Origin of the sequence: Nonomuraea sp. NPDC023979 (assembly GCF_040639085.1) — a bacterium.
Taxonomy (GTDB): domain Bacteria; phylum Actinomycetota; class Actinomycetes; order Streptosporangiales; family Streptosporangiaceae; genus Nonomuraea; species Nonomuraea ceibae.
Map to the genome: position 1 here is coordinate 139,714 of NZ_JBEZZG010000017.1, position 26,884 is coordinate 166,597.

At 72.9% G+C, this 26,884-nt stretch carries 19 protein-coding genes; 9 read left to right on the top strand and 10 right to left on the bottom strand.

The window, feature by feature from the left end; all coding sequences use genetic code 11:
* Positions 1-81: 81 nt before the first annotated feature.
* From AB0G11_RS27715 to AB0G11_RS27735, 5 genes are read left to right on the top strand one after another with little or no spacing between them, the layout of a single operon-like run.
* Positions 82-1,371, top strand: a complete 1,290-nt coding sequence (locus AB0G11_RS27715) for an ABC transporter substrate-binding protein (protein ID WP_357589350.1) — start codon at positions 82-84, stop codon at positions 1,369-1,371.
* Between the two features lie 8 nt (positions 1,372-1,379).
* On the top strand, positions 1,380-2,231 hold the full coding sequence (locus AB0G11_RS27720) for a sugar ABC transporter permease (RefSeq protein WP_246645848.1): 852 nt from the start codon (positions 1,380-1,382) through the stop codon (positions 2,229-2,231).
* Positions 2,228-3,058 carry a carbohydrate ABC transporter permease gene (locus AB0G11_RS27725; protein WP_357589352.1) on the top strand — a complete coding sequence of 277 codons (831 nt, stop codon included), beginning with the start codon at positions 2,228-2,230 and terminating at the stop codon, positions 3,056-3,058. Before AB0G11_RS27720 ends, AB0G11_RS27725 begins: the two co-directional genes overlap by 4 nt.
* Positions 3,055-4,044: a serine hydrolase domain-containing protein gene (locus AB0G11_RS27730; protein ID WP_357589354.1), complete on the top strand. Its 990-nt coding sequence runs from the start codon at positions 3,055-3,057 to the stop codon at positions 4,042-4,044. The genes AB0G11_RS27725 and AB0G11_RS27730 overlap by 4 nt, the downstream gene beginning before the upstream one ends.
* Positions 4,041-6,656: a family 78 glycoside hydrolase catalytic domain gene (locus AB0G11_RS27735; protein ID WP_357589356.1), complete on the top strand. Its 2,616-nt coding sequence runs from the start codon at positions 4,041-4,043 to the stop codon at positions 6,654-6,656. Before AB0G11_RS27730 ends, AB0G11_RS27735 begins: the two co-directional genes overlap by 4 nt.
* A gap of 5 nt (positions 6,657-6,661) precedes the next feature.
* Here the strand turns inward: AB0G11_RS27735 and AB0G11_RS27740 are convergent, their stop codons facing one another.
* Together AB0G11_RS27740 and AB0G11_RS27745 are read right to left on the bottom strand one after the other, a co-directional pair.
* The gene (locus AB0G11_RS27740; protein WP_357589358.1) at positions 6,662-7,387 is read right to left on the bottom strand and encodes a hypothetical protein; all 726 of its coding nucleotides are present in this window, start codon (positions 7,385-7,387) and stop codon (positions 6,662-6,664) included.
* A 48-nt stretch (positions 7,388-7,435) separates the two neighbouring features.
* On the bottom strand, positions 7,436-10,378 hold the full coding sequence (locus AB0G11_RS27745) for a hypothetical protein (protein ID WP_357589359.1): 2,943 nt from the start codon (positions 10,376-10,378) through the stop codon (positions 7,436-7,438).
* Between the two features lie 187 nt (positions 10,379-10,565).
* Between AB0G11_RS27745 and AB0G11_RS27750 the strand changes: the two genes are divergently transcribed.
* Positions 10,566-14,444 carry a helix-turn-helix domain-containing protein gene (locus AB0G11_RS27750; protein ID WP_357589361.1) on the top strand — a complete coding sequence of 1,293 codons (3,879 nt, stop codon included), beginning with the start codon at positions 10,566-10,568 and terminating at the stop codon, positions 14,442-14,444.
* Here AB0G11_RS27750 and AB0G11_RS27755 read toward each other — a convergent pair.
* From AB0G11_RS27755 to AB0G11_RS27765, 3 genes are all read right to left on the bottom strand, one after another.
* On the bottom strand, positions 14,441-15,070 hold the full coding sequence (locus tag AB0G11_RS27755; protein ID WP_219509063.1) for a LysE family translocator: 630 nt from the start codon (positions 15,068-15,070) through the stop codon (positions 14,441-14,443). The two genes, AB0G11_RS27750 and AB0G11_RS27755, sit on opposite strands and share 4 nt — an antisense overlap.
* Positions 15,071-15,125: 55 nt before the next feature.
* On the bottom strand, positions 15,126-16,424 hold the full coding sequence (locus tag AB0G11_RS27760; protein WP_357589363.1) for an MFS transporter: 1,299 nt from the start codon (positions 16,422-16,424) through the stop codon (positions 15,126-15,128).
* Positions 16,425-16,637: 213 nt separating this feature from the next.
* Entirely contained in the window at positions 16,638-17,549 is a 912-nt protein-coding gene (locus AB0G11_RS27765) for a LysR family transcriptional regulator (RefSeq protein WP_219509059.1), read from the bottom strand.
* A 128-nt stretch (positions 17,550-17,677) separates the two neighbouring features.
* On the opposite strand from AB0G11_RS27765, the gene AB0G11_RS27770 reads away from it, so the two are divergent.
* On the top strand, positions 17,678-19,417 hold the full coding sequence (locus AB0G11_RS27770; protein WP_357589365.1) for an adenine deaminase C-terminal domain-containing protein: 1,740 nt from the start codon (positions 17,678-17,680) through the stop codon (positions 19,415-19,417).
* A 70-nt stretch (positions 19,418-19,487) separates the two neighbouring features.
* Positions 19,488-20,165: a DUF6198 family protein gene (locus tag AB0G11_RS27775; protein ID WP_219509055.1), complete on the top strand. Its 678-nt coding sequence runs from the start codon at positions 19,488-19,490 to the stop codon at positions 20,163-20,165.
* On the opposite strand, the gene AB0G11_RS27780 is transcribed toward AB0G11_RS27775, so the two are convergent.
* Both AB0G11_RS27780 and AB0G11_RS27785 read right to left on the bottom strand, forming a co-directional pair.
* Positions 20,120-21,115: a hypothetical protein gene (locus tag AB0G11_RS27780; protein ID WP_357589367.1), complete on the bottom strand. Its 996-nt coding sequence runs from the start codon at positions 21,113-21,115 to the stop codon at positions 20,120-20,122. The genes AB0G11_RS27775 and AB0G11_RS27780 overlap by 46 nt on opposite strands.
* Positions 21,116-21,125: 10 nt before the next feature.
* Positions 21,126-21,716, bottom strand: coding sequence for an XRE family transcriptional regulator (locus AB0G11_RS27785; protein WP_219509050.1), 591 nt, complete (start codon positions 21,714-21,716; stop codon positions 21,126-21,128).
* 238 nt (positions 21,717-21,954) lie between these two features.
* Between AB0G11_RS27785 and AB0G11_RS27790 the strand changes: the two genes are divergently transcribed.
* Positions 21,955-22,449: a hypothetical protein gene (locus tag AB0G11_RS27790; RefSeq protein WP_357589369.1), complete on the top strand. Its 495-nt coding sequence runs from the start codon at positions 21,955-21,957 to the stop codon at positions 22,447-22,449.
* 5 nt (positions 22,450-22,454) lie between these two features.
* On the opposite strand, the gene AB0G11_RS27795 is transcribed toward AB0G11_RS27790, so the two are convergent.
* From AB0G11_RS27795 to AB0G11_RS27805, 3 genes are read right to left on the bottom strand one after another with little or no spacing between them, the layout of a single operon-like run.
* On the bottom strand, positions 22,455-23,627 hold the full coding sequence (locus AB0G11_RS27795) for a hypothetical protein (protein ID WP_357589371.1): 1,173 nt from the start codon (positions 23,625-23,627) through the stop codon (positions 22,455-22,457).
* Between the two features lie 26 nt (positions 23,628-23,653).
* Positions 23,654-24,748, bottom strand: a complete 1,095-nt coding sequence (locus tag AB0G11_RS27800) for a hypothetical protein (protein ID WP_357589373.1) — start codon at positions 24,746-24,748, stop codon at positions 23,654-23,656.
* A gap of 20 nt (positions 24,749-24,768) precedes the next feature.
* On the bottom strand, positions 24,769-26,823 hold the full coding sequence (locus AB0G11_RS27805; protein WP_357589375.1) for a hypothetical protein: 2,055 nt from the start codon (positions 26,821-26,823) through the stop codon (positions 24,769-24,771).
* Positions 26,824-26,884: the final 61 nt, after the last annotated feature.

Below are 26,884 nucleotides of genomic sequence, written 5' to 3' on the forward strand. Positions count from 1 at the left end.
CTTGACGGGCGATTATCTTGTGCCCTAACAATGGAGAACGTTCTACACAATCAACCCCCCTATGTGAACAGGAGCACGGGCGTGAGAGCACCATCCCGTCTGCTCGGCGCGGCGATCGGCGCCGTCCTCGCCCTGTCCGTCTCCGGCTGCGGGTCGTCCGCCCCGGAGGGGACCGGTCAGGTGAAGCTGACCCTCTGGCACAACAGCGCGGACCCGGCGGCGCTGCTGGAGATGTACGAGAAGTTCGAGAAGCAGTCCGGCCACACGATCGAGCTCGTGTCGATCCCGTCCGACGGCTTCGAGGACACCACCCAGACCAAGTGGGCCACCGGCGAGCGCCCGGACATCCTGGAGTATCACGCGACGGTGAGCGGCCTGCTGGCCCTCAACCCGGCCGAGAACCTGCGCGAGCTGACCGGCGAGGCGTACATCGCCAGGTCCGGGGACCTCTACCAGGCCGCCGGGGCCGTGAACGGCAAGGTCTACGCCGCCATCACCGGCTTCCCCCAGGTGTTCGGCCTCTACTACAACAAGAAGGTCTTCGCCGAGGCCGGGCTGACCCCGCCCACCACCTTCGCCGAGCTGTCCGCCGCCTGCACCGGGCTCAAGGCCGCCGGGGTCACGCCGGTCTTCGAGTCGGGCGGGTCGATCTGGCCGGTGCAGATCCTGCCCATCCTCTACCTGGCCGGCGCCAACCAGGGCAACGCGTACGGCAAGGCCATCGCGAGCCACACCAGCACGCTGGCCGACGCGGGCTCGCCCTTCGTCGCCGGGCTGAGCGCCTACGCCAAGCTGCAGGCCGACGGCTGCTTCAACAAGGACATCGTCACCGCCAAGTTCGAGGACTCGATGAAGGCCCTCGTCACGGGGAAGGCGGCCATGGTCGCCCAGCACTCCGACATGCTCCCGGCGCTCCTCGCGGCGGCGGGCGGCGACCAGAAGACCGTGGACGAGTCCGTCGGCTTCGCCGGGCTGTCGAGCGACAAGCCGCTCGTCACCTACGCGCCCGGCCCGATCGGCACGTTCTACCTGCCCAAGACCGGCGATCCGGCGCGTGAGAAGGCGGCGCTCGACTTCGTGCGCTTCATGACCGGCCCGGCTTACGCCGAGTACATCGCCGCGTCCAAGACCTTCCCCGTGCTCAAGGACGTACCCGGCCCGCAGGGCGTCCCATCCGTGCTCCAGGACGTCAAGAAGGCGTACGACACCGGCGCGGTCATCGCCTTCAACTCCGACATCCCCGGCATGGGCGGGCTGGCGCAGCTCATGTCCGAGCTGATCGCCGGTCAGAAGGACCCGCAGAAGGCCGCCACCCAGCTCCAGGGCCAGGTCGAGCAGGCGGCCAAGGCGGCGGGGCTGCCCGGATGGTGATGCGGGACATGACGCGGGCCAGGGCGGCCTGGCTGCCGTGGGCGCTGCCCGCGATCGTGCTGGTCGCGGTCTTCTTCGTCGCCCCGTTCCTGCTCAACGTCCGGTTCGCGTTCTCCTCGTGGACGAGCTTCCGCGCCGAGATCACCTGGAACGGGCTGGACAACGTCCGCACGCTGATCGACCAGGACCTGCTGGCCAACGCGGTCACCGTGACCGTGCTGTACGCGATCCTGTGCATGGCCATCCAGAACGCCGTCAGCCTCTCGCTGGCGCTGGCCCTCCAGCGGACCGGCCGGGTCAACACCGTCTTCCGCTCGGCGTTCTTCCTGCCGACGCTCATCTCGCCGCTGGCCGCCGGCTACATCTGGCGCGGGCTGCTCGCCCCCGACGGGGCGGTCAACTCCTTCCTCGGCATCGAGTGGGCGTGGCTGGGCGAACCGGCCACCGCGCTGGTGGTGGTCGCGTTCATCGACGCGTGGAAGTGGAGCGGGCTGATCACGCTCGTCTACATCGCGGGGCTCAACTCGATCCCGAAGTCGCTGCTGGAGTCGGCGACCGTCGACGGGGCCGGGGCGTGGACGCGGTTCCGCCGGGTGGTGTTCCCGATGCTCGCCCCGGCGCTGACGTTCAACGTGGCGGTCACGCTGGTGGGCGCGCTGAGCGCGTACGACGTGATCGCCGCCACCACCGGCGGCGGGCCCGGCGACCACACGCGGGCGCTGAACGTGGTGATGCGCCAGCAGTGGGGTCAGGGCTTCTTCGGCACCGCGAGCGCGCTGGGCTTCACCGTGACGCTGCTGGTGATCGCGACCGCCGTGCCCCTCGTGTGGTGGCTGCGGCGCAGGGAGGTGACGGGATGAGGCCCGCCTTCAGGCAGGCGCTCAAGTACGCGGCGCTGACGCTGTTCGCGATCCCGTGGGTGATCGTGCCCGTGTGGCTCGTGGTCGTCAACTCGTTCAAGCCCGCGGGCGAGGCCGCCGAGCTGGGCCTCGGCCTGCCCCGCACGTGGGCGGTCGCCGAGAACTACGGCATCGTGCTCGACCGGGGCGCCTACCTGACGGGGCTGCTCAACAGCCTCAAGGTGAGCGTGCCGATCGTGGCGGCCGTGGTGCTGCTCGGCGCGGCGGCGGCCTGGGCGTTCGGGCGCAGCCGGTCGCGCTGGCTGCAGGCGGCCTACTTCGTCATGGGCCTGTCGATCCTGCTGCCGCCGTCGATCATCCCGACCGTCTACCTGCTGCGCGCCCTGTCGCTGGACGGCGGCTCGCTCGGCTACGTGCTGACGATGACCGGCTGCCGCGTGGGCATCGTGGTCTTCCTGGCGACCGGGTTCGTCCGGGCGTTCCCGCCCGACCTGGAGCACGCGGCCGCCATCGACGGCGCCTCCCGCCCGCAGGTCTTCGTCCGCATCCTGCTGCCCCTGCTGCGGCCGGTGCTGTTCGTCGGCAGCGTGATCCTCGTCATCAGCGTCTGGAACGACTTCTTCTTCGCCCTCTTCCTGCTCCAGGGCAGCGCGAACGCCACGCTGCCGCTCAGCCTGTTCCAGTTCGCCTCCGGCACCCTGCAGAGCCTGAACTGGAACCTCGTCTTCGCCCACGTCCTGCTCACCACGCTGCCCCTCGTGGCGGTGTACGTCGCCGCGCAGAAGCGCGTCCTGGCCGGTCTCACGGAAGGTGCTCTCAAGGGATGACCACGCACGACATCGCGCTCGACTGGGTCAGACGCGAGATCGACGGGGGGCGGCTGCCGTGCGCGGTGTTCGGCGCCGCCACCTCCGGCGGCATCCAGGTGCTGGAGGCGTTCGGCACGCACGACGGCCGCGCGACCAGGACCGACGACCACTTCGCGCTCTTCTCCGTGACCAAGCCGCTGGTGGGGCTGGCCGCGCTGCGCCAGGTCGAGCGCGGGCTGCTGTCGCTGCGCCGCCCGCTGCGGGACGTGCTGCCGGGCTTCGCGCGGCCCGACGTGACCCTGTGGCACCTGCTCACCCACACCGCCGGCATCGCCGAGCAGACGCTCACCCCCGACGACCTGGTGGAGCACCTGGTCACCGCGCCGGCGCTGTTCGAGGCGGGCACGCTCAGCCACTACTCCAACCTGGCCTTCGCCGGGATCGCGGAGATGATCCGCGACGTCACCGGCCGCGACGTGGCCGGCGTCGTCGACTCCGACCTGAACGCGCTGGTGCCGGGCGGCGGGCGCATCACGTTCGACCCGGCCTGCGACCCGGCCGAGGTCCACGGCGTCGAGCTGCTCGGGCCCAGCTTCGACCTCGACGCGTTCGTCCGGCTCCGCCACCCGGCCGGGGCGCTGTTCTCCCGCGCCGAGGACCTGCTGGCGCTCGGCGGGGCGCTGCTGCGCGGCGACCGCGCGCTGATCCACCCGACCACCCTGGCCGCGATGACGACCCCGCAGACGACGGGCCTGGTCAAGCTGCAGCCCGACCCGGTCAACGCCGGGCAGGACTGGGGCCTCACCTGGAACCTGCGCCACTCGGCTCCCGGCCTGCTCGAACGGCGGCTGTACGGGCACGGCGGCGCCTCGGGCTGCCAGTGGTGGATGTACCCGGAGCAGGACGCGTGCTTCGTGCTGCTGATCAACGTGATGGCGCCGAGCCTGTCCGGCGTCGACGTCGACGGCCTGCACAACGCCTTCACCACCGGGCTCGATGCGTGAACGGGGAATCGGGGGTGCTCGGCGCGCAGGTCTCGGGCGCGCAGGCGCCGCTCATCCGTCCGGTCCCGCCCGGCCCGCAGGCGGGCCTGACGTGCGGTCTGGCCGATCCCGTGGGCGTGGACGAGCCGTCGCCCCGGCTGTCGTGGAACGCCCGGCTCGCCGAGGAGGCCGCCGTGACGGTGCGCGCCGAAGGGCGCGAGGTGTGGCGGTCGTCCGTCCCGGCCGGGTCGCACCTGGTGGACGTGCCGGACGACCTGCTGGCGCCGCTGACGCCGTACACGTGGAGTGTGGACGGTCACGCGGCCGGCGCGTTCACGACGGGCCTGCGGGCGGGCGGCGGGTGGGACGCCCCGTGGCTGGCGGGCGATCCGCGGGCGGCGGTGAGCCTGCGCGGGTCGTTCACCTCGCAGCCCGGGCGCGTCTGGCTGGCCGCCACCGCGCTGGGCGTCTACCGGGCGCTGCTCAACGGGGTGCGGCTGGGCGAGGAGGAGCTGGCCCCCGGCTGGACCGACTACGGTCACCGGGTCCGCTACCGGCTGCTGGAGCTCACGCGGCTGCTCGTGCCGGGTGAGAACGAGCTGGAGCTGTGGCTGGCGCCCGGCTGGTACGCGGGTCACGTGGCCGGCGGCGGGCCGGGCCGCTACGGCGACCGGCCGGCCGTCAGCGCCCAGGTGCTCGTGCGGGACGGCGCCGGGGTCCGGCGGGTGTGCGCCACGGACGCGGCCTGGACCCGGCACGACCTCGGCCGCCCGCGCGCCGACCTGATCATGGGCGAGACCGTGCAGACCCCGTTCCCCCAGGGCGGGGCGGCCGAGCCGGTGGCCGTCCCGGGGGTCCTCGTGGAGGCCGACCCCGCTCCCCCGGTGCGGGTGATCGGCACGGTGCCCGCCGTGTGCGTGACCGAGCCCGCACCGGGCGTCCAGGTGGCCGACTTCGGGCGCAACGTCGTCGGGCGCGTCCGGCTGCGCGTCGACGCGCCGGGCCCGGTGCGGATCGTGGTGCGGCACGGGGAGGAGCTGACCGCGACCGGGCGGCTCTACACCGACAACCTGCGCACCGCGGACCAGTGCGACGAGTTCCTGCTCGGGCCCGGCCGGCACGAGGTGGAGCCCGCGTTCACGCTGCACGGGTTCCGCTACGCCGAGATCACCGGCTTTCCCGGCGCGCTGACGCCGGACGACCTGGAGGCGGTGCTGCTGTCGTCGGCGATGGCCGTCACCGGCTCGCTGACCGTGAGCGATCCGGCCGTCCGGCAGCTCGTCGCCAACATCGGCGCGTCGGCGGACGGCAACCTGGTGAGCGTGCCGACCGACTGCCCGCAGCGCGACGAGCGGACCGGCTGGACGGCCGACATCTCGGTGTTCGGCTCGACGCTCAGCTTCCTGCGGCACACGCAGGCGTTCCTGTCCGGGTGGGTGACGTCGCTGATCGACGGGCAGCGGGCCGACGGCGCGGTCCCGCACGTCGCGCCGGTCCTGCCGGAGTACGGCTACGACTCCCCCGTGTGGTCGGACGCGCTGGTCGAGGTGCCGTGGCTGCTGTGGCGGCGCTACGGCGACGACCGCACGCTGCGCCGCGCGTACGACCCGATGCGGCGCTGGGCCGCCTACTGCCTGGCCCAGGCCGAGGACGGCGTGCGGCCGGGCCGGGCGCTGGGCGACTGGCTGGCCCCCGGCACGGTCGAGACGCCCAGGAACCTCATCGCCACCGCCGCGCTCGCCCGCAGCCTCCGCCTGATCGCGCACGCGGCCGGCGTGCTCGGCGAGCCGCACGCGGCGGAGTACGCCGAGGCGTCCGCCCGCGTGTCCGGCGCGTTCCGGCGGGCCTTCCTCGACGGGCCGAGGCTGCGCACCGAGACGCAGACCGGCTACGCCGTCGCCCTCGCCTGGGACCTGGTCGCGCCGGAGGACCGGGCCGCGTCGGCGCGGGCGCTGGCCGAGCTGGTCCGCGCCGACGGGCACCGGCTGATGACGGGCTTCGTCGGCACCCCGCTGCTGCTGCCGGTGCTGTCGGAGACCGGACACCACGACCTGGCGTGCCGGATCTTCAACCAGGAGGGCTACCCGTCCTGGCGCTACCAGCTCCGCGCCGGGGCGACGACCATGTGGGAGCGCTGGGACGCCTGGCACCACCGCCACGGCCTGCAGACGCCGGCGATGAACTCCTTCAACCACTACGCCTACGGCTGCGTGGGCGACTGGCTGTTCCGGCACGTGGCGGGCCTGGGCGACGACCCGCGCGGGACGGGCGGCGGCTTCGGCGAGCTGCTGCTGCGCCCCGGCCCGGTCCCGCTGCTGCGCCAGGCGCACGCCCGCTACGCGAGCGCCTCGGGGACCGTCGAGTCGGGCTGGCGGGCCGGGCCCGGCGGGGTCCAGTTCACCTTCGCCGTCCCGGAGGGCGTGAGCGCCCGCGCGGTGCTGCCCGTACGCGGCGCGTGGGACGGGATGACCGTGAACGGCACCTTCCTCATGGGCCTGAACGAGCAGCTGCCGGTCACCAGGCTGGCCGGCGGGGGGTGCGCGCTGAGCCTGCCGCCGGGCCGCTGGTCGTTCACGGCTCCCTCGGCGGCCACGGCCCACCTGCTCCAGGAGTGGGACGACCTGGGCTCGTGACGGCGTCAGGGCTTCCAGACGAGGTAGGACACGGTGACGCTGCCGTCGGGCCGGGAGACGTCCGTGACCCGCACCGCGGCGACGTTCCGCTCGGTGGTCTCCAGGCAGTACCAGGCGCCCTTCTCGGCGTCGACGCTGCCGTAGTGGCGGCGCTGGAGCCGCGCCGCGCACGCGGCCTTCGTGGGGGTCCCGTCGAAGGGGGTGATCCGCAGCTCGCCGCCCCCCTTGGTCCAGAGGTCGGTGTACGGGGCGTTGTAGACGATGTCGGCGGTGGCATTCGCCTCGCTGACGACGCCGCTCTCCAGGTCGAGGTAGTCGTTGTCGGCGAGCGTGACCTCGCCCTCGCCGGTCGCCGTCGTGGAGGGTGACGGGGTCGCCGGGACGGTGACGTTCTCGCCGCCGGCCGAGGACGCTGGGGTGACGGCGGGGATGGAGGCGGAGGCTTCGGGCGCTGTCAGGAGGCGGTCGAAGGCGGCGCCCGCCGTCCCGGCCCCGACGGCGATCAGCACGGCCACCAGCAGGTCGGCGACGCGCAGGGCGCTGCCGAGCCGCCGCAGCAGCAGGACGAACCCGAGCAGGGCGGCCAGAAGGCCGGTGACGAGGATGCCCGTCACCGAGCCGCTGACCGCCAGTTGCGCGACGGCGGCCGTGTCCGCGACGAGGCCGAGCCCGGTGAACAGCACGGCCTCACGGGTCCGGGCGGGCGGGCCGGCCGTTTCCGAACTGGTCAACACGCGTTCCTTCCGTCGCGGCGCGCGGCTGTGGGACGGGGCTCCCGGTCAGGGCGCCCTGAGGTAGGCGACGCCGAAGTGGGCGTCGGCCAGGGTGCCCGCCCCGGAGTGACAGTAGACGTCCATCAGGAGCGCGGGCGGCGCGCTGTGGGCGTTGACGTTCCCGAGATGGCAGTAGCGGCCCGCGCTCCGGGACGACACCTGAGCGCTGTCGCCCGGCTTGCCGATCCCCGTGTACGCGATCCGGTACCAGCCTGCCGAGAGGCGGGTGACCGCCGGGGTCTCGGCGCTCGTGCTGTGGGAGCGGCGGGCGTCGATCCCGGGGTTCTCCGGGTCGCCCGTGGTCGTGACGTAGGCGGCGGGCGTCGAGGCGTCCCGGTGCAGCCCGGCGTCCTGCGTGTAGGACAGGACCCACGGGGAGTCGATCCGGCGGGGCGTGGCGTCCGCGCCGATCGCGTAGCAGCCGACGCTCACCTCCAGGCCCTCCCCGGCGGGCGCGGTGCCTTCCGCGTGGCAGCGCGCGGGCGTTCCCGTCCCGTACGCGCCCACCTGGAGGTATCCCTTGTCGGCGGCGTACGGCGCGCCCTTGAGCACCGCCGTGTAGCGGCCGGTCCCCTCGTGGCGCACGTGGTTGACCAGGCCGGCCGAGTTGAACGTGCCGTCGTTGCGCGCGGGGGCGAGGTCACCGGCGCCGCCGGGCGCGTCGTAGCGGACGGTGGCGTAGGGGGTGTCACCGGCGGCGGGCGCGGCGAAGAACACGGTGAACCACCAGTCCACCGGGGCTCCGGTCTGGTCGAAGCAGCGCACCCGGATCACCTCGTCGGGCCCGGCGGGCTGCTGACCGGCCACCGAGCAGACGCGGCCCCGGTAGTGCGTGCGGTAGGCGGTGGCGTGGGCGACGCCGGTCTGCGAGGCGACGTCCGGCAGGCGTACCTCGTAGTCCCCGGTCCCGGTGCGTCTCACGCTCGCCCGCCGGCTCGCGGTGGCGGGGTCGAGCCTGCCGGTGGTCCACTGGTAGGCGGGGTTCAGCGCCGTGTCCGCGCCCAGCGGCGCGCTCGCCTGGTCCATGTACGCGTAACCCCAGCGGGGCGTGGCCGACGGCGCCGGGGCGGCGGCGGCGACCATCGCGTCGACGAGGCGGGCGACGAGGCGTCTGCCCTCCTTCTCGGTCAGCTCGGGCTCCTGCGGCTGCGGGGAGGGAGCGCCGGCGTCGGGCGACACCCCGATGGGGAAGGTGATGGCGTCCCAGTCGTCGAAGCCGCTCAGCGTCTCGTCCTTGCCCGGGTAGCGGAAGCCCGGGTCGCGGACCTGCGTGTCGCCGGGCTCCGCCATGGTCGAGCACTCGTCGTCGTTCCCGGTGACGATCAGGTTGCCGTAGCGCCGGTCGAGGTCGTGCGGCGTGGTGTCCAGGCCGGGCCGCGTGCCGGCGGGGTCCTCCGGTGAGACGCACACCTGGCTCCAGCTCAGCAGGCTCACGCCGACCTCGTGCGACGGGTCGGGGTCGGCGGCGCCGCCGGAGCTCCAGTCCCAGTCGATCCCCCGGGAGGCGTCGGCGACCCGCTGGACCAGGCGGGGGTCGAGCCAGGTGACCAGCAGGTCGGTCGAGGCCCCGACTCCCCTGCTCTCAACCAGCTTCGACTGCTGGAGGTCCGTGAGCTTCTCCCGCGAGTAGTCGATCGAGCTCACCGCGCGGACGCGGTCGCTCCAGACGTCGGCGTCGGCGTCGCCCATGCCGCCGACGGCCGCCTGCCAGGCGCTGTAGTCGGGCACGCCGATGAGCCCGTAGGCGTAGTTCATGACGGACAGGTAGTTCGGCTTGTGGTTGACGCCGTCGCCGCCGCCGTGGGCGAGCCCGAGCGCGTGCCCCAGCTCGTGGACGAACAGCGCGCTCCGCTCGCGGTCGGTGACGTCGCCCCACGATCCCAGCGTGACGATGAAGTCGGTACGTCTCCCGCCCGCGTGCGAGTGGCCGCCGCTGTGGTTGTCGCTGTACTGGTAGCCCCACAGGGAGTAGAAGAAGAACCCCTGGCGGGCGGCGGGGAAGTTGCCGTCGCGGTGGTGCTCGAAGACGGTGCGCCCGTCCGGCTCCTCGGCGAACAGGTAGCGCCTGCGCTCCTGCGGCGTCACCGCGATGGCGGTCGACTCGTCGATCAGCAGCTGTATGCCCGTCCTGGACACGGGACCGTACGGGCAGGCCCCGGCGGGGCTGACCGGCGCGCTGTCGAACATGTGCCGCGCCTCCGCCAGGGCGCCGGGCGTGGGCCGGTCGGAGTCCGTGCCGTCGTCGAGCCAGTCGATCTCCACGGCGATCGTCCTGCGGCAGGGGTCGGCGCCGTGCTCGGGCAGCCAGGTGTCGCGGGTGCCGTCGGGACGCGGGATGCCCCGCAGCTCGACGCGGTCGGTCAGGCCGTCGCCGTCGGTGTCCGCGTCCGGCAGGCCCTCCCTGGTGTTCCAGGTCTGGTCGGTGTTCTTGTAGAAGCGGTGGAGCAGCTCGGCCGAGGCGGGGCGGTCGGCGTAGACGGCGCCGCTGTCGCGGTCGACGATCCTGAGGGCCTTCAGGTCCCAGTTGTCCGCGTTCAGGTCGGGCGCCGTGGACAGGTGGTGGAAGGTGAAGCCGTCGAGCAGCGCGTCGGCGGGCACGCACGGCGACAGGTGGGCGTGCCAGGTGAACGTGGTGTGCGCGAGGTCGCCGGTGCCGCCCAGGTGGAACCGCTCGGGCGGGGTGTCCTCGGCGCCGTCGCCGTTCCAGTCCTCGAAGAGGAACGCCTGGCCGCCCAGGGTCACGGTCTCGGTGGAGTCGTCGCGCAGCCCGTCCCCGCCCGTGGTGACGGAGAACGTCACCCGGCACACCTGGCCGGCGTCGGCGTGCGCCGGAGCCGCGGGGGTGACGGGCGACAGGCCGGCCAGGGCGGCGGCCGCGAGCAGGACGGCCGCGAGCACGGCGGACGCCCGCGGGCGCCGGGTGCGGGTGGCTCCTGGAGGTGGTCGCATACGGCTGCTCCTAACGTGAGGTGGAGGCGCGTCCGCGCACGGGGGCGCCTCGGCGGACGCCGCCGAGTCGACGATCACGGAGTCCTGGGCGGTTGGGAAGCAGTGCGGAATTGTCCGTACAAGGCCGTACACGACGTATCGGACACCGGGCCTGTAACCCTCCGCCACCTCGCGGCGACGTACTGGTGTGCCGACCCGAGAAGGCCCCGACGCCGCCCGCGAAGCCGACACGCCCGAACCCGACACGCCCGCAGCCGACGCATCCGGAGCCGACGCGCCCGATCCCGGGCGGGTGCGCGACCGGCGGGACTTCGCGCGCGAGCTCTCCCTGCTCCGCGAGCAGGCGGGCCTGACGGTCCGGCAGGTCGCGGCGAAGGCGGGCGGGCACGGCGCGCACAGCACCCTCGGCGACTGGTTCGCCGGCCGCGGGCTGCCGTCGGCGGCGTCGCGGGACCTGCTCACGCGGGTGCTGCAGGCGTGCGGGGTCACCGACGCGCGGACGCTGGAGGAGTGGCTGAGCGCCTGGCGCAGGACGCGGCGTTCGCCGGGCCGCCGCCCCGCCGGGCCGGAACCGTACCGGGGGCTGGCGTCCTTCGGGGTCGAGGACGCCCGGTGGTTCTTCGGCCGCCGCGAGCTGACCCGCCGGCTGGTCGCCCGCGTGGGCCGGCTGCGGGAGCGGGGCGGCGGCGTGCAGGTCGTCGTGGGGCCGTCCGGGTCGGGCAAGTCGTCGCTGCTGCGCGCGGGCCTGATCGCGGCGCTGCGCGCGGGCGAGCTGCCCGGTTCCGGGGACTGGCCGGTGGTGCTCTGCGTGCCCGGCGCCCGCCCGGTGGACGAGCTGGCCGCGCGGCTGGCGGCGGTCACCGGGACGCCCGGGGGCGAGGTCGCGGCGGCGATCCGGGCGGACCCCGGGAGTTGCGCCGTGTACGGCGGGCCGCTCGTCCTGGTGGTCGACCAGTTCGAGGAGGTGTTCACGCTCTGCGCCGACGAGGAGGAGCGGCGGCGGTTCGTCGCCGCGCTGTGCGCCGCCGCCGCGGGCGGCGCGCTGGTGGTGCTCGGGCTGCGGGCCGACTTCTACGCCCCGCTGCTGCGCTTCCCCGAGCTGGTCACCGCGGTGCAGGACGGTCAGCTGGCCGTCGGCCCCATGACGGAGGCGGAGCTGCGTGAGGCGATCACCGAGCCGGCCCGCCTGGCCGGGATCGACGTCGAGGACGGGCTCGTCGAGCTCCTGGTCCGGGAGGTCGCCCCGAGGGGCGCGGACCGGGCGGCGCACGACGCCGGGGTCCTCCCGCTGCTCTCCCACGTGCTGCACGCCGCCTGGCGGCAGGGGAACGGCAGGAAGCTCACGGTCGCCGGATACCACGAGGTCGGCGGCCTCGACGGCGCCGTGGCGGCCAGCGCGGACCAGGTCTACGGCGCGCTGCCGCCGTCGGGGCGCGAGACGGCGCGCCGCCTGCTTCTCGACCTGGTGCACGTCGCTCCCGACACCGCCGACACCCGGCGCCGGGTCGCCACCGCCGAGCTGCTGGCCAGGCACGGCGGTGACCGGCCGGACGAGGCGGAGGACGTGCTCGACCGCTTCATCGCCCAGCGGCTCGTCACCGCGAGCGCCGACAGCGTCGAGATCAGCCACGAGGCCCTGCTCACGGCCTGGCCGTCGCTGCGGGAATGGCTCGGCACCGACCGGGCGGGGCTGGTCGCCGGGCGCGAGCTCGCCGCCACCGCCGCCGCGTGGCAGCGCGACCGGCGCGACCCCGACGCCCTCTACCGCGGGGCGCGCCTGCTGGCGGCCCAGCAGTGGGCCGCGGGGCGGGGCCTGCCGCCGCAGGTGCGGGCCTTCCTCGACGCCAGCACCCGGCACGCGCGCCGCCGCGCCCGGCGCATGCGCCAGGTGATCGTGGCGCTGGCCGTCCTGCTCGTCCTCGCGCTCGGCGCCTCCGGCCTCGCCTTCCAGGCGCAGCGCACGGCCACCCAGCAGCGGGACGAGGCGCTGTCGCTGAAGCTGAGCGCCGAGACCGGCGCGCTGCGCGCCACCGATCCGGCGCTGGCCGCCCAGCTCAGCCTGGCCGCCTACCGCCTCGTCCCCGGCCCGGAGGCGCGCGGCAGCCTGCTCAGCGCGCTGGCCGGCCCGTACGCGACCCGGCTGGCGGGCCACACGAACGCTGTCTACGCCACGGCGTTCAGCCCGGACGGGCGGCTGCTCGCCACCGGGAGCACCGACCGTACGCTGCGGCTGTGGGACCTGTCCGCCCCGCACCGCCCCGCGCTCCTGGCCACGGCCGGCTCCCGTGCCGAGGGGGTGCTGTCGGCGGCGTTCAGCCCGGACGGGCGGGTGCTGGCGACCGGCGGGGAGGACGATCTCGCCCGTCTGTGGGACGTCAGCGTCCCCGGGCGTCCGCGGCAGGTGGCCACGCTGGCCGGGCACACCGGCGACGTCCGGCGGGTGGTGTTCGGCTCCGGCGGGCGCACGCTCGTCACCGCCGGCCACGACCGGCTGGTGCGGCTGTGGGACGTGACCGATCCGGGCGCCCCGGAGCTCCTGACCGCGCTGGACGGCAGGCAGGAGGCCTCACCCGCGGTGGCGCTCGCTCCCGGCGGGCGCACGCTGGCCACGGCCGGGTCGGACGGTCCGATACGCCTGTGGGACCTCGGCGACCCGCGCCGTCCCGTCCCGCTCGGCACGCTCCGCGGCCACACCGGGCCCGTCCTGACGGCGGCGTTCAGCCCGGACGGCCGCACGCTGGCCACCGGCAGCTTCGACGACACGCTGCGCCTGTGGGACGTCGCCGAGCCGCGCCGCCCGAAGCCGCTCGCCACGCTGACCGAGGAGGGCGGCGGGATCGCCGCGGCGGCGTTCAGCCCGGACGGGCGCACGCTGGCCACCGGCGGCTACGACTTCGCCGTCCGGCTGTGGGACGTCGCGGACGCGCGCGACGCCGGTGACCCGATCACGCTGCGCGGGCACGCCGACACGGTCTTCGCGGTGGCCTTCAGCCCGGACGGCCGCACGCTGGCCTCCGCCGGAAGGGACGCCACGGCCCGGCTCTGGGACGTCCCCGGCCCGGCGCTCGGGGGCAACAGCGGGACGGTGTACGCGGTGGCGTTCGGCTCTGACGGCCTGCTGGCCGCGGCGAGCCATCGGACGGTGCGGCTGTGGGACACCGGCGGGCCCGTCCGGGTGGCCACGCTGCCGGGGCACGCGGACGGCGTCGTCGGGCTGGCGTTCGGGCCCGGCGGGCGGACCCTCGCCACGGCGAGCCTCGACAGGACCGTGCGGCTGTGGGACGTGTCCGGCCCGCGCCGGCCCGTCCACCTGGCCACGGTGGGCGGCCATACGGACAACGTCTACTCCGTCGCGTTCGCCCCGGGCGGCACGACGCTGGCCACCGCCGGGGCCGACCGCACCGTCCGCCTGTGGGACATCGCGGTCCCGCGCCGGCCTGCCGCGCTCGCCACGCTGACCGCTCACGCGGACACGGTCTACTCGGTGGCGTTCGGCCCGGACGGGACGACGCTGGCCACCGCCGGGGCCGACCGCACCGTGCGCCTGTGGGACGTCGCCGACCCGCGCCGGCCTGTGGCCCTGGCCACGCTCGGCGGTCACGCCAACGCCGTCAACGACGTGACGTTCGGCGGCCGGAACCTGCTGGCGTCCGCCGGCTTCGACGGCACGGCCCGGCTGTGGGACGTCGCCGACCCGCGCCGGCCGAAGCCGCTCGCCACGCTGACCGGGCACTCCAACGCCGTCGCGGACGTCGCGTTCGCCCCGGCCGGCCGGACGCTCGCCACGGCGAGCTTCGACGGCACGGTGCGGCTGTGGCGGCTCGACGACCCGCGCCGCCCCGGCGTCCCGGTCGTGCTGAGCGGCCACACCGACCGGATCTACACGGTGGCGTACGGCCCGGACGGCCTGCTCGCCTCGGGCGGCGCCGACGCCGCGGCGCGGCTGTGGGACACCGACGCCGGGCGGGTGGCCGCCCGGGTGTGCGAGCGCGCCCACCCGGCGATCACCCGGGCGCAGTGGGAGCGGCACATCCCCGGCGTGCCCCACCGGCCGCCGTGCGGCTAGCGCTGGGCCGCGAGGGTGACGCCCAGGCCGATGAACAGGGTGCCGGTCGCCGCGTCGAGGCGGCGGCGCACCGCCTGCCGGGCGCGCAGCCAGCCGCCGATCCGCCCGGCCAGCACGCCGACGGTCGCGTCGGCCAGGAACTCCAGGATGATCAGGATCGCGCCGAGGATCGCGAACTGCAGCCAGACCGGCCCCGCCCCCGGGTCGATGAACTGCGGCAGGAAGGCCACCATGAACGTGAACGTCTGCGGGTTGGCCGCCGACGACACCACGCCGTTCAGGAAGGCGCTCCGGCCGGTCATCCCGGCGCCGGGCGCGTCGTCGGCGTAGCCCTTCCTGAGGTTGCGGAACATCTGGACGCCGAGGTAGATCAGGTACGCGGCCCCGGCCAGCCGCAGCACGGTGAACACGACGGGGAACGCCGTCAGCAGCACGGAGAGCCCGGCCGCCGCGGCGACGACGTACAAGGCGTCACCCGTGATCACGCCGAGCGTGGCGAGCAGCCCGGCGCGGGCGCCGCCCCGCACGCCGCAGCCCAGCACGAACAGCATGTCGGGACCCGGGGTGATCAGAGCGACGACGGTGGTCACCGTGAACACGGCGAGCAGGTGCGAATCGATCGGCATTCCGATCATCTTGCCACTCGCCGCCGCCCCGATCGAGCGCGGTCGCCGCCTCGCGTCAGGGCGCCGACGGCCGGGTCAGGCCCAGGTCGGCGCCCTTCGGTTCCTTGACCGCCGTGACGGCGGCGAGGGAGACGACGCAGAGCGCCATGATGTACGCGCCGACGGACATCGTGGTGCCCGTGCTCTGCACCAGGGCCTGGGCGATGGTGGGCGCGAAGGCCCCGCCGAGGATCGCGCCGAGCGCGTAGCCGATCGCGACGCCGGAGTAGCGGACCGAGACGGGGAACATCTCGGCGTACATGGCCGACATGGGCCCGTACGACAGGCCGAGGCCGAGGGTCAGGACGAGGATCGCGGTGGCGAAGAGCCAGATGTTGCGGGTCTCCATGAGCAGGAAGAGCGGGATCATCCAGACGAAGACGAGCGCGTACCCGATCTGGAAGGTGCGCACGCGGCCGATCCTGTCGGACAGCGCCCCCGCGTACAGCGTGAAGCCGAGCCAGCCCACCGAACCGGCGACGGTGGCGAGCAGGACGGACGGCCGGGACAGGCCCAGCGTGGTGGTGCCGTAGCTGATGAAGTAGGCGATGAGGAGGTATCCGGCGGCGTTGTTCGCCACGAAGATCAGCGCGGTGAGGACCACGTTCTTGCTGTTGTGGCGGAACAGGTCGCGCAGCGGCGCGGAGGAGGTCCTGGTGCGCTGCTGGAGCTCCTGGAAGACGGGGCTCTCCTCGACGGCCCGCCGGACCAGGTACCCGATGACGATCAGCGTGAGGGAGAGCAGGAACGGCACCCGCCAGCCCCACGCCTGGAACTGCTCCGGCGTCGTCACCGTGCTCATGACCCACAGCACGCCGGTCGCGAGTATGAGCCCGATCGGCACGCCGACCTGCGGGAAGGCGCCCCACCAGCCGCGGCGCTCGCGCGGCGCGTGCTCCACCGACAGCAGGGCGGCGCCGCCCCACTCGCCGCCCGCGGAGAAGCCCTGGAGGATGCGCAGCAGGATGAGGGCGATGGGCGCGGCCACGCCGATGTCGGCGTAGGTGGGCAGCAGGCCGATGAGGGTGGTGGCCCCGCCCATGATGAGCAGCGTGAGCACGAGCATGCGCTTGCGGCCCAGCCGGTCGCCGTACCGGCCCGCGATGATCGCGCCGAGCGGCCGGAACAGGAAGCTGATGCCGATCGTGGCCAGCGAGATGAGCGTGGCCAGGCCGGGGGCCTGCTCGTTCACCGGGGCCAGGAACAGCGGGCCGAACACCAGGCCGGCGGCCTGGGCGTAGATGAAGAAGTCGTACCACTCGATGGTGGTGCCGGCCAGGGTGCTGGCGAGGACCTTGCGGTCCTCGCGTGTCATGGGGCGTGGCTCGCTCGTCACGTCGGGGCTCCGTTCCTTGCTTGGGGGGGTCTGGTGGCACGTTCCAACGGGCTGGGGAACGGCCACGGCGGGCGGCGCGAGGCGGCGCGAGGTTGCGCAGCGCGGCACTCGGCATGCGTTTCCCGACCGTAGCCGACGAACGGGCGGGCGGGCAGCCCCCAGGCCCGCGTCGGCGCGTCGTGCCCGGCCGGGTCAGCCCGCCGAGGAGACGACCGACTCCAGCGTCGCCACGATCTCCTCCGCGAACAGCAGCGCCGCCGGGCCGTGGCCGTGCTTCCCGCGCCGGACGAGGGAGAGGATGTTGTTGCTGAAGGCGCGGTCCCGGACCGGCCGGTAGGCCAGGCTGCCGTTGTGCTGCTCCTCGGCGATGTCGAACCGGCTGAGGAACGCGACGGCCGCCCCCGAGGCGGCGAGCCGTTTCATCGTCTCGATCGAGTTGGTGTGGAAGGCGGGCTCGACCCTGAGCCCGGCCTCGGCGAAGGTGTCGGCGATGATGCCGTGGATGAGCATCGACCGGTCCGCGAAGACGAGCGGGTAGGCCGCGCAGTCGGCCAGCGGGATCGACTCGCGGCGGGCCAGCGGGTGCTGCGGCGCGACGACCGCGCCGAGCCGGGTGTCGAGCTGCCAGCAGGTCTCCAGCTGCGGGGAGGCGGGGATGTTGAAGCCGAGCGCGAGGTCGGCCTCGCTGTCCACCATGGCGCGCAGGATGTCGTGGGTGGACAGCGCCCGGATCGAGATGCGCACGGCGGGATGGCGGGCGTAGAAGCTGACGGTCGCGGCGGAGACGATGCCGCTGGCCAGGCCGGTCATCGTGGCGATCACCACGTCGCCGCTCGGGAGCGCGTGCAGGTCGCGGATCTCGGTCACGGCCTCGCGGTACTCCTGCATGGTCCGCCGCACGTGCGCCAGCAGGACCTCTCCGGCGGGGGTGAGCCGCATGCCGCGCGGCAGCCGCTCGAACAGCGGCTCGCCGAGCTCCTGTTCGAGGACCAGGATCTGCCGGTTGATCGCCGACGGGGCGATGTGGAGCCTCGCCGCGGCCGCCCGGATGGAGCCGTGCCGCGCGACCTCGTCGAGGTACTGCAGCAGGCGTGAATGGAGCATGGGGCCTCCTCGTCCCGACTGTACGCAAAAAGCGTACAGTCCGTGCGAAAACGGCTGCTTGTCAGCAACGGTGGCGTGCCCTTTCATGTCCTCAACGCGACAAGAGCGGCGATGAAGTGAGGAAACGCATGCCCCACGACAAGACGGCCGACCTGCCGGCCCACTACGACCACGTCCGGATGATCTTCGACATTCTGCGGGGCGAGCGGGAGGCGGATCTGCTGCTGCGCGACCTCAACGTCCTGGACGTGCACGGCGAGGCCGTCCACCAGGGCTCGATCCTCGTCCACGACCAGCGCATCATCGCGCTGGACCCGGACGAGTCGGTCGTGCGGGTGCGGGAGGTCTTCGACGGCCAGGGCCTGTACGCGATCCCCGGCCTGATCGACGCTCACCTCCACTTCGACGCCCAGCTCGCCCACCCGGCGGCGTTCGGCGAGGCGATCGTGCCCAGCGGCACCACGACGATCTTCGCCGAGACGCTGGACTTCGCCAGCGCCGCCGGCGACGAGGCGATCGAGGCTGCCCAGGCCCTGTTCAAGGACCACGAGAAGCTGCCGTACCGGATCTACGCCTTCGCGCCGGGCAAGAAGACGTCGGTCGACGTCACCGCCGCCATGCTGCGGATGGACCCGGTGATCGGCCTCGGCGAGCTGGCCCACCTGTCGTACATGACGGGCAACGACGACGACTTCCGCAAGGCCGCGCTGGGCCGCGCCAACGGCGGCTTCGTCAACGCCCACTGGGGGGTGACGGCGCTGCCGGACATGCTGCTCAACTACCTGCCCGCGATCGGCGCCCACAACAACCACGACGTCTGGAACGAGGAGGACATCGACAAGAGCGTCCGGTACGGGTTCCACACGCAGATCAAGTTCGGCGTGGGCAGCCCCGAGGTGATCAGGACGATGCTGCGCGCCATCGTCAGGCGCCGCTGGCCCGCCGAGAACTTCCAGCTCTGCGCGGACAACATCTCCGTGGACCGCGTCCTGACCAAGGGCCACATCGACTGGGTGATCTCCCTGGCCGTCGAGATGGGCGTCCCGCCGATCCAGGCGATCAAGATGGGCACCCTGTACGCCGCCCGCTCCTTCGGGATGGACCACGAGTTCGGCTCGCTCGCCCCCGGCCGCTTCGCCGACATCGTGCTGACCGACAGCCTGTCGAAGATCAACCCGAGGTACGTGTTCAAGGGCGGCGAGCTGGTGGCCCAGGATCGCAAGCTCCTCAGGCGGGCCGGCCTCGACTACTCCGGCATGGTGAAGCAGCCCAGGCCCGGCCTCACCGGCCTGACCCCTGACCAGCTCGACCTCACGCCGATCGAGGTCTCCGCCGACGGGGAGCGGGCCAAGGTCCTGCTCTTCGACGTCTACGGGCGCGGCCACCTCAAGTTCGCCCAGGAGGTGTGGGTCCCGTTCCGGGACGGCGCGGTCGTCCCCGAGGTGGACGGCGTCCGGCTGAACCGGATCTCCGTCGTGCAGCGCTACGCCGACGGGACGCGCCACATCGTCAACGGCCTGTTCAAGGGCGTCTCGATCGACCGCGGCGCCGTCTCCACGTTCTGGCCGGCCCCCTTCCCGTACTTCGTGGTCGTCGGCGCCGACAGCGGCGAGATGTGCGCCAACCTCGAACGGCTCGACGCCTACGTCGGCGGCTGCGTCGTCACCGAGGACGGGCAGGTGCGGGCCTCGCTGCCGCTGGACATCTACGGCGTCATGGCCGACATGGACCTGCCCGAGCTGGTGGACGCCACCCGCTCGATCGACGCCGCCCTGGAGAAGCTGGGCCACCGCAACGAGGGCGAGCCGGTCGTCAACAAGCTCCTGACCCTGTTCATCTCGCTGGACCGCTTCGGCTTCATGGTCTGACGACAGCGTTTCCGTATCCGACCGAGTGTCAGCGGGTGCCGGTCACCTGACACGTAGCCGAGGAGAGACTGTGCTACAGAACGAACACGATGCCGGGGTCGCTGACACCGGAAGCCTGGTGCGGCGCTGGATCACCTACGCCGCCGGGATCTACGTGCTGACGCTCGGCGTCAGCCTGGCCATCAGGGCGGGCATCGGCATCTCGCCGCAGAGCAGCCTCACCCGCACGATGACCCTGGTGCTGCCGCCGATCAGCCAGGGCACGTTCAACTTCCTGCTCGAACTCGTCATGCTCGGGCTGACGTACCTGGTCATGCCGAAGGACTTCAAGGCCAGGAGCTTCCTGTCGCTGATCCCGGCCCTGGCCCTGGCCTCGTTCCTGGACCTGAACCTGATGCTGACGGACTGGATCGTGGTCGAGCCGTACGCCGGCCGGTTCGCGCTCCTGGTGTTCGCGGACGCGACGCTCGCGTTCGGCCTGTTCCTGATGATCCGCGCCAACCTGGTGCTCATGCCGATCGACATGTTCGTCAACACGATCTTCAAGCGGACGGGCTGGAAGTGGGGCAACATCAAGACGGCCTTCGACTGCACGCTGCTGGTCACCTCGGCGGCGATCGGGCTGATCTTCCTCGGGGCACCGCACTTCATCCGCGAGGGCACCATCATCAACGGCATCCTCGTCGGGCAGTACATCCGGCTCTACTTCTTCTTGTTCGCCCGGTTCTCCCGTAACAGGGAACGGTAGCGGTGCGCCACCTCGTGGAAGGCCGCCTTGGGCGTCCAGGCCGGGTCGTCGCCGTCCGCCACCTTCACGATGCCGAACCCGGCCTTGTCCAGGTCGAGCCTCGGGTCGTCGCGGTGCGGGAAGCCCCGCATGGCGAAGGTGAACACGAAGCACCCGTGCACGCCGGCGTCGTCGTAGAGGCCGATCAGCTCGCCGAGGTAGGCCGCCTGCGTGCGCTCGTCGCGTGGGTGGTCGCCCCGGATCTCGGGCTGCTCGGCGAACCAGCGGACGATGCGGAACGAGGCCGCCCCGCGCAGGTCGGCCCCGGTGAACGCGCCGCAGCCGAACTCGGTGACGACCACCGGCCGGGCCTGGTCGCGCACCAGTGACCGCAGGCGCCGTTCGTAGCCCGCGTGGTCGTCGCCCGAGCGGTAGAGGCTGACCCCGGCCACGTCGAAGCGGGACCAGTCGACCTGCTCCCAGGCGGCGGCCGCGTAGCTCAGCGGGCCGTGGAAGACCTGCCGCGCGCACCGCGCCGCCCGGTCCAGGAAGGCGTCCAGCTTCCGGGTGATGCGGCGGCGCAGCAGGCGGCGGGCCCGCAGGATCGCCAGCAGCCGCAGGTAGGACCAGGGCAGCGGCACGATCCCCGGGGCGGTGTGGGAGAACTCGCTGCCCACCAGCAGGGTCACCCGATCGGGATGCGCGGCGCGCAGGCGTTCGGCCGCCGTGGCCACCCGTTCCAGGTGCGCCAGCACCTCGGGCCGGGGACGGTCACGCAGATGCGGCCGGACCCAGATCTCCAGACCGGCGTCCAGGGCCTGCTCGGCGGCGCGGATCAGGCGCTCCTCGTCGGTGCCGATCAGCATCACCGCCGTGCAGTGCAGCTCCTCGCGAATCACCCGCAGGTCCCGCCCGACCTCGCCGGGTGGCGCGTCGTCCACCAGGTACGACACGCCGCGAACGGTCAGCATCGGATCCTCCTCACGCGGGGACGTCGTCCCGCCGGTCGCCGCCCTCGCGGTGGTGGCCGCGCTGGGCGTCACGGTCGAAGATGCCCAGGATCTCGCACGGTCCGCCTTCGGCGCCGATGGCGTGCGGCGTCATCGTGGGGAACTCGGCGGCCTGGTTGGCCTCCAGGCGCAGGCGGCGGTGGCCCAGCATGAGGACGGCCGTGCCGGACAGGACGACCAGCCATTCGCGGCCCGGGTGGGCGCGCATGCGGGCCGGGTTGGCGGGCGGCGGCTCGGTGATGCGCCGGCGCATCACGGTCATGCCGGGATCGGCCTTGACGGGCCAGCGCATCAGGCCGTGGGCGGCGTCGATCGTCGGGCTGGTGACGACGTCGTCGGCGGCGGTCTCGACGAGCTGGTCGAGGGAGGTGTCCAGGGCGCGGGCGAGGGTGACGAGCTGGTCCAGCGCGAGGCGGCGGCGGCCGTTCTCGATGCGGCTCAGCGAGGACTGGCTCATCCGGGCGCGGGTGGCCAGCTCCTCCAGGGACCAGCCCTGCGCGACCCGCAGCGCGCGGATGCGCGTGCGCACCAGGTGGTCGAGATCCTCGTCCTCTTGCGTCATGGGCAACAGCTTATGCCTGCCGTGCAAGCCGTCCTCAGGAAGCTGCTCGGCCCCTGCCGAGGCCGGAAACGGCGAGAAATTAGGCCTTTTCGCGGCGCGCCGGATATTGTGTGCCGCTTTGCGCCCGCATGGTTGCCCTGGCAGAGGCGCCCGATAGATTTGTAACTGAGCGTGCATGACATTTGTTCCGGATAACTGACTTCAGAAATCAAGGCGGCGGATAATCCAGGAGGAGAACATGACCGCGACCGCAACAATCCAGCAGATATGGTGCCTGCGTCATGCGACGGGAACGGACGCCGGCGTCGTCGAGGGCCTGGCCGGGCTCGCGCCGGTGAAGCTGCTCAGTGAGCTCGACGGCGGCTCGCTGGCCGACTTCGTCAAGGGGCTGCCCAACGTGGTGAACGCCATCGACAGCGCGCGTTCCGACCCGGACAACCTCTTCGTCACGACCACCACGTCAGGAGACCTGGACGACTCCATCTGGCCGCCGGACCACACCACCGTGGACATGCAGGCGGACCAGACGCAGGCGCCGGGCGTCGACGTGCCGGTGGAGTTCTCGCAGAACATCTCGCTCTGGGACTTCGACGACGTCTCCGACAACGACCTCCTGGGCTCGATCACCGTGCTCGAGTCGGAGGCGGGCGCCGGGTCGATCGCCAAGCTCGCCAAGTCGGAGACCGAGACCTCCTACTACTACGTCACCTACGAGGTGCGGCCGAACGGCTGACGCCATCACATGGGGCGCTCCCCGCTCCTGAACGGCTGCAGGTCGTGGATGATGCGGTGCAGGCGCACGTGCGAGAAATCGGGGGTGCTGCTGAACGTCTTCCTGGCGAGCGTGACCGGGGCCGGCTCCGCGAGAGGGGGCGTCAGCAGCGCCGGATTGAAGGGATTCGGCACGGCGATTTCTTTCGTAGTGAGTTTGACCGCGTATTCCGTGACCGCGTCTATCAACTGGTCATAAAGATTGATCGACCCCGTGACCGTGTTCGCGTCCGGGACGGCGTCGTAGAACGCGGGTTTGTCCCGGGCGAATTCCAGGTCGTTCTTGAGCTGGATATAACGCAGTTTCTTCGCGCGCGCGTCGGCGAGGGCGGCGACGAAGGCCGCCGACTCGTCGGGCACGGGGATCGGCAGGGGCACCGTGTCGTAGGTGGCCACCTCGGTCTCGTAGGCCGTGGGGCGGCTCCTGGCGAACTCCGGGAACTCCCTGAAGTGCTGGATCACCTCGTCGACGGACTCCGGCGACCAGGTCTCCGGGCCCAGGCTGGTGTGCCGGAACATCACGGCCGCGCTCTCGGCGCTGGTGTCGCTGGCCGTGTTGGCCTGGAGGAACGCCGCGTCGAACGATCCGGGGCCCTGCTGCCCGTCCAGTTCCGCCTGCAGAGTCGCGGCGAGGGACGCCTGCGTCGCGACGGACATGGAGGTGATGCGGACGACGGCGCAGAGCTCCCCGCCCCCCTGCAGCCCGCGGACGAAGCTGTCGCCGAACTTCTGCCTGAACTCCGGCAGGCGGGTCGGGTGCAGCAGGTCGGTCGCCTCTTTGGAGAGCCGGAAGTCCTTCCCGTGCTCGATCGGGTTCTTCACGACCACGCGGGCGACGAGGAAGGACGACAGCGCGTTGTACCGCGTCCTCTGCGCGAACATGCCCTTCGGCGACTCCTTGAAGAATCCGTAGCGGCCGTTGGCCGTGAAGGACATCCCCAGGGCGTTCTGGAGCTCCTCGTGCGTGGTGACGACGGTGACGGTGGGGATGACCTGCTGCCCCGCCCCGCCGGGGGCGCCCGCCTGCAGGGTGAAACCCTCGAACGGGGAGGGGAGGGCCGATCCGGACTCGCTGTTGAAGCCCATGCCGATCTTCTCGCCGCCGAAGACGGTCCGGCGTACCTGGGGCAGTTGAGTCATCTGCCGTTCCTTTCCTGAGGTCCCGATCAGAAGGCGCCCGCGTCGACGACGACGAGGTACTTGCCGAGGTCCGTCCTGGCGGCGGAGGCCAGCTCCTGGAGGTCGCCCTCCACCGTCCGCGCCGCGGACACGGGCCCGTGCAGCGTCACGACCTGGCTCAGCGCCGTTCCCGTACGCGGGTGGTCCCGTTTCAGCGTGGCGGTGCCCGGTCCGCCGCCGAGGTCGAAGAGCTCCTGCCTGACGAGCCCGAGCACGGCCGCCTTGATCTCGTCGGTCTCGCCGAGCCAGCGGGTCGTCCTGGCGTCCAGGCTTCCGTGCCCGGCGTCGGTGATCCGGGTGGTGACCGCGCCGCGGGCGAGGGCCGCGGTGTGGACGGCGTCGAGCGCGACGTCCTCGGGCAGCGCTCCGCCCGGCCCCGCGGCGTCCCGGAGCAGGTCGTACAGCTTGTCGGCGTCGACGTCGACCCGCGCGGTGAGGACGGCCGGTCCGGTGGTGAACTGCTCGGTCAGCCGGTTGCGGATCGTGAAGGGCGGCGCCGCGCCGTCCCGCAGGTTTCTCACGACGGCTTCGGCGGCGGCGGGGGTGAACGACACCAGGAACGTGTTGTGTCCCTGCGCCTCGACACTGCCCGTCGCCCCGTGCTGGGCGGTCATCACCAGCGGGGGCTCACCCTCGATCACGCACGACAGCACGCTCCGGGTCACCTGCACGGGGGTCAGCGAGGGGGCGGGCTCCTTGGCGCCGCGCTCGAACAGCTCGGCGATCCGTGGCGCGGGATCCGGGTGGTCGTGGTGGGCGAGCTTGCGGGTGACGATCTCCAGGGCGGGAGGCGGCAGCGCGAGCGCGACGCCGAACGTGCAGGAGCCGCCGACGTACTCCGGCGTCCCGGGCGCCCCCTTGACCAGGACGCTCGCCGAGAAGTCCAGGTCGGGCGACGCCTGGCGGCGCGCCAGCGCCATCCGGGCGGGCTGGACGTAGTACCGGGCGGGCAGTCCGGCGGCCCGCAGCGCGGGGTTTCCCGCGTCGGGGCGCACGTGCACACCCCCGGTGGGGCCGTCGACCTCGACGACGACCGTGTCGGGCCCGAAGATCGGCCCCGCCGGTGACGGTCTCTCCGGCATCGCTGCCTCCTTTCCTGCTCTCACGCGATCGTGTTCGGGGTGAGGATGAGGATGGGGGTCTCCATGAAGTCGTGGCGGACGGTGACGGTCCTGAGGCCGGCGGCCGCGGTGAGGGTGAGCGCGACCGAGCAGTCCAGGCCCGTGACGGCGGACTCGACGGGGATCGCGACGTGGCGGAAGTCGACGGCGTGCGAGGGGTTGAGCGAGATCGACGGGATCGGGGTGGCGGGGTTCGCCGTCATGGTGATCTGCACGTCGACGGCGGTGACCCCGGCGGCGGCGAAGTCGAGCCCGGCGGCGTTGACGGTGAGCGGGTGGAGGATCTGCTGCACCGTGTGGGTGTGGAAGGCGACGTACTTCGCCATCTGCGTCTTCGGGAAGGGCGTGGGCACGGCGAGCGTGCGTGACACCTCGACGGACGCGCCCACGGGCACGCCGGCGAGCGTGGCGGAGCCGCCGGCCGGCAGCGCCTGGTCGCCGAGCGCGGTGATCGTGACCTGGTTGCCCTGTACGGCGGCGAACCGGCGCAGCACCAGGTCGAGCGGCCCCCGGTTGGCGGCCTGAGGACCGGTCGTCACGAGCTCGTCCCCGCTGGCCGTCTGGCGCAGGTTGAGCACGACCTGCGTCTGCACCGGGCTGGGGAACACGTCGTCGAGCCTGACGGCGACGGTGCCGAACAGCGGCGGCGGCCCGGCCGACCCGAGCTGCTGCAGGAACAGGTTGACGTTGGTGACCGCCGGGCTGCCCTCGGCGTCGGCGATCTCCACGCCGACGTTGATCGCCGGGACCTGCGCGTCGCTGAAGGCCGTCTTCGCGGAGGCGAACCCCTCCAGGGACGGCGGCGTGCGCGAGTCCAGCCCGCCGGGCAGCACGACCCGCAACGTGCGGCCCTTGGCCTCGGGGATGCCGAGCACGTCGGCGCGCACCTGAGCGAGGTCGACGGGGTCGGCCATCGGGAAGACCGTGAACGTGAAGTGGAAACGGCACCCGGTGACGTCCCCGGGCGTGGTGTCCACGATGGAGTCGCAACTGGCCTGCAGCCCCTGCGCGGTCCGCTGGATGCCGTAGGCGGCGGGCAGCGCCACGACCGTGCCGCTGACCGCGCCGAAATAGAGGCGGCGCAGCGACGGGTACTTGGCCGGGACGTCGCCCAGCGAGGTCAGCTCCCGGTACTCCGAGCGCGGCCCGGCGAAGGCGTTGAGGTCGTTGGCGTCGATGACGGTCCGCGTCAGGTTCTCGGCGGTGATCGTGTAGCGGCTCCGGTAGTCGTCGGTGGCGAACACCACGCCGATCGGGAGCGACCGGCTGAACCGCGCGACAACCGGAAAGAACCGGTACGTTCCAGCCGGGCTGACGGGCTCGAAGGGGAAGCCCGGCGTGTTGCCGCCGTCACCGAACAGCTCCATCCGCACCTGGGGGGTGGCGACCGGCAGCGTCTCGATCTGGAGAGGGGCGACGAGCGCCGTCTGGTACGCGGTGTACTTCGCCGTGATCTCCAGCCCGACCCCGCCCTCCCTCATCAGGTGCACGTACGCGGCCTCGACCAGCGAGCCGACCAGTTCGAAGGTCAGGAGGAACCCGCCGTCGGCGCCCTCGGTCGCGGTCCCGGGCACGGGCCTGCGCTGGATCGAGCCGTCGGGCGCGGCCACGGGAACGGTCAGCACGGGCTCGATGGCCAGGTCCGGCACCCGTCGTACGGGCTCGCTCTCGGCCAGGGCGGCGAGCTGGGACGGCATGGCGGCCCGCAGCGACATCGTCAGCGCGGCCCGGTTGAACGGCCCGCCGTCCTGGTCCACCCCGGCCTGGGTCACCTTGAACCCGAAGGCCGCGTCGGCCTCGGCGGGCAGCGCGAACTCGGGCATGAACCAGTTGGGATGCAGCAGGCCGGGGAAGATTCCCCCTTCGAGCCGGGGCAGGTCCGCCGCGCCCGCCGGGATCTCGGCGCGCTCGGCGCTCGCGGACGGCATGCCGGCGCCCGTCCGGGCCACCAGCCACGGCGTGGACCCGCCGGAGATCAGCGCGTCGAAGGTCACGTCGATGAGGTTCTCGAGCAGGGCGGCGATGTCTTCGGTCATGGTGGGCACTCCCCCTGGGTGGTGCGGGAGCCGTACGACCCCCGCACCGTTCCTGATCGCG

Coding starts and splice junctions, on each gene's coding strand:
- AB0G11_RS27720 (WP_246645848.1), top strand. CDS start 1,380: ATGACGCGGGCCAGGGCGGCCTGGCTGCCGTGGGCGCTGCCCGCGATC.
- AB0G11_RS27725 (WP_357589352.1), top strand. CDS start 2,228: ATGAGGCCCGCCTTCAGGCAGGCGCTCAAGTACGCGGCGCTGACGCTG.
- AB0G11_RS27730 (WP_357589354.1), top strand. CDS start 3,055: ATGACCACGCACGACATCGCGCTCGACTGGGTCAGACGCGAGATCGAC.
- AB0G11_RS27745 (WP_357589359.1), bottom strand. CDS start 10,378: ATGCGACCACCTCCAGGAGCCACCCGCACCCGGCGCCCGCGGGCGTCC.
- AB0G11_RS27755 (WP_219509063.1), bottom strand. CDS start 15,070: ATGCCGATCGATTCGCACCTGCTCGCCGTGTTCACGGTGACCACCGTC.
- AB0G11_RS27760 (WP_357589363.1), bottom strand. CDS start 16,424: ATGACACGCGAGGACCGCAAGGTCCTCGCCAGCACCCTGGCCGGCACC.
- AB0G11_RS27765 (WP_219509059.1), bottom strand. CDS start 17,549: ATGCTCCATTCACGCCTGCTGCAGTACCTCGACGAGGTCGCGCGGCAC.
- AB0G11_RS27770 (WP_357589365.1), top strand. CDS start 17,678: ATGCCCCACGACAAGACGGCCGACCTGCCGGCCCACTACGACCACGTC.
- AB0G11_RS27780 (WP_357589367.1), bottom strand. CDS start 21,115: ATGCTGACCGTTCGCGGCGTGTCGTACCTGGTGGACGACGCGCCACCC.
- AB0G11_RS27785 (WP_219509050.1), bottom strand. CDS start 21,716: ATGACGCAAGAGGACGAGGATCTCGACCACCTGGTGCGCACGCGCATC.
- AB0G11_RS27790 (WP_357589369.1), top strand. CDS start 21,955: ATGACCGCGACCGCAACAATCCAGCAGATATGGTGCCTGCGTCATGCG.
- AB0G11_RS27795 (WP_357589371.1), bottom strand. CDS start 23,627: ATGACTCAACTGCCCCAGGTACGCCGGACCGTCTTCGGCGGCGAGAAG.
- AB0G11_RS27800 (WP_357589373.1), bottom strand. CDS start 24,748: ATGCCGGAGAGACCGTCACCGGCGGGGCCGATCTTCGGGCCCGACACG.
- AB0G11_RS27805 (WP_357589375.1), bottom strand. CDS start 26,823: ATGACCGAAGACATCGCCGCCCTGCTCGAGAACCTCATCGACGTGACC.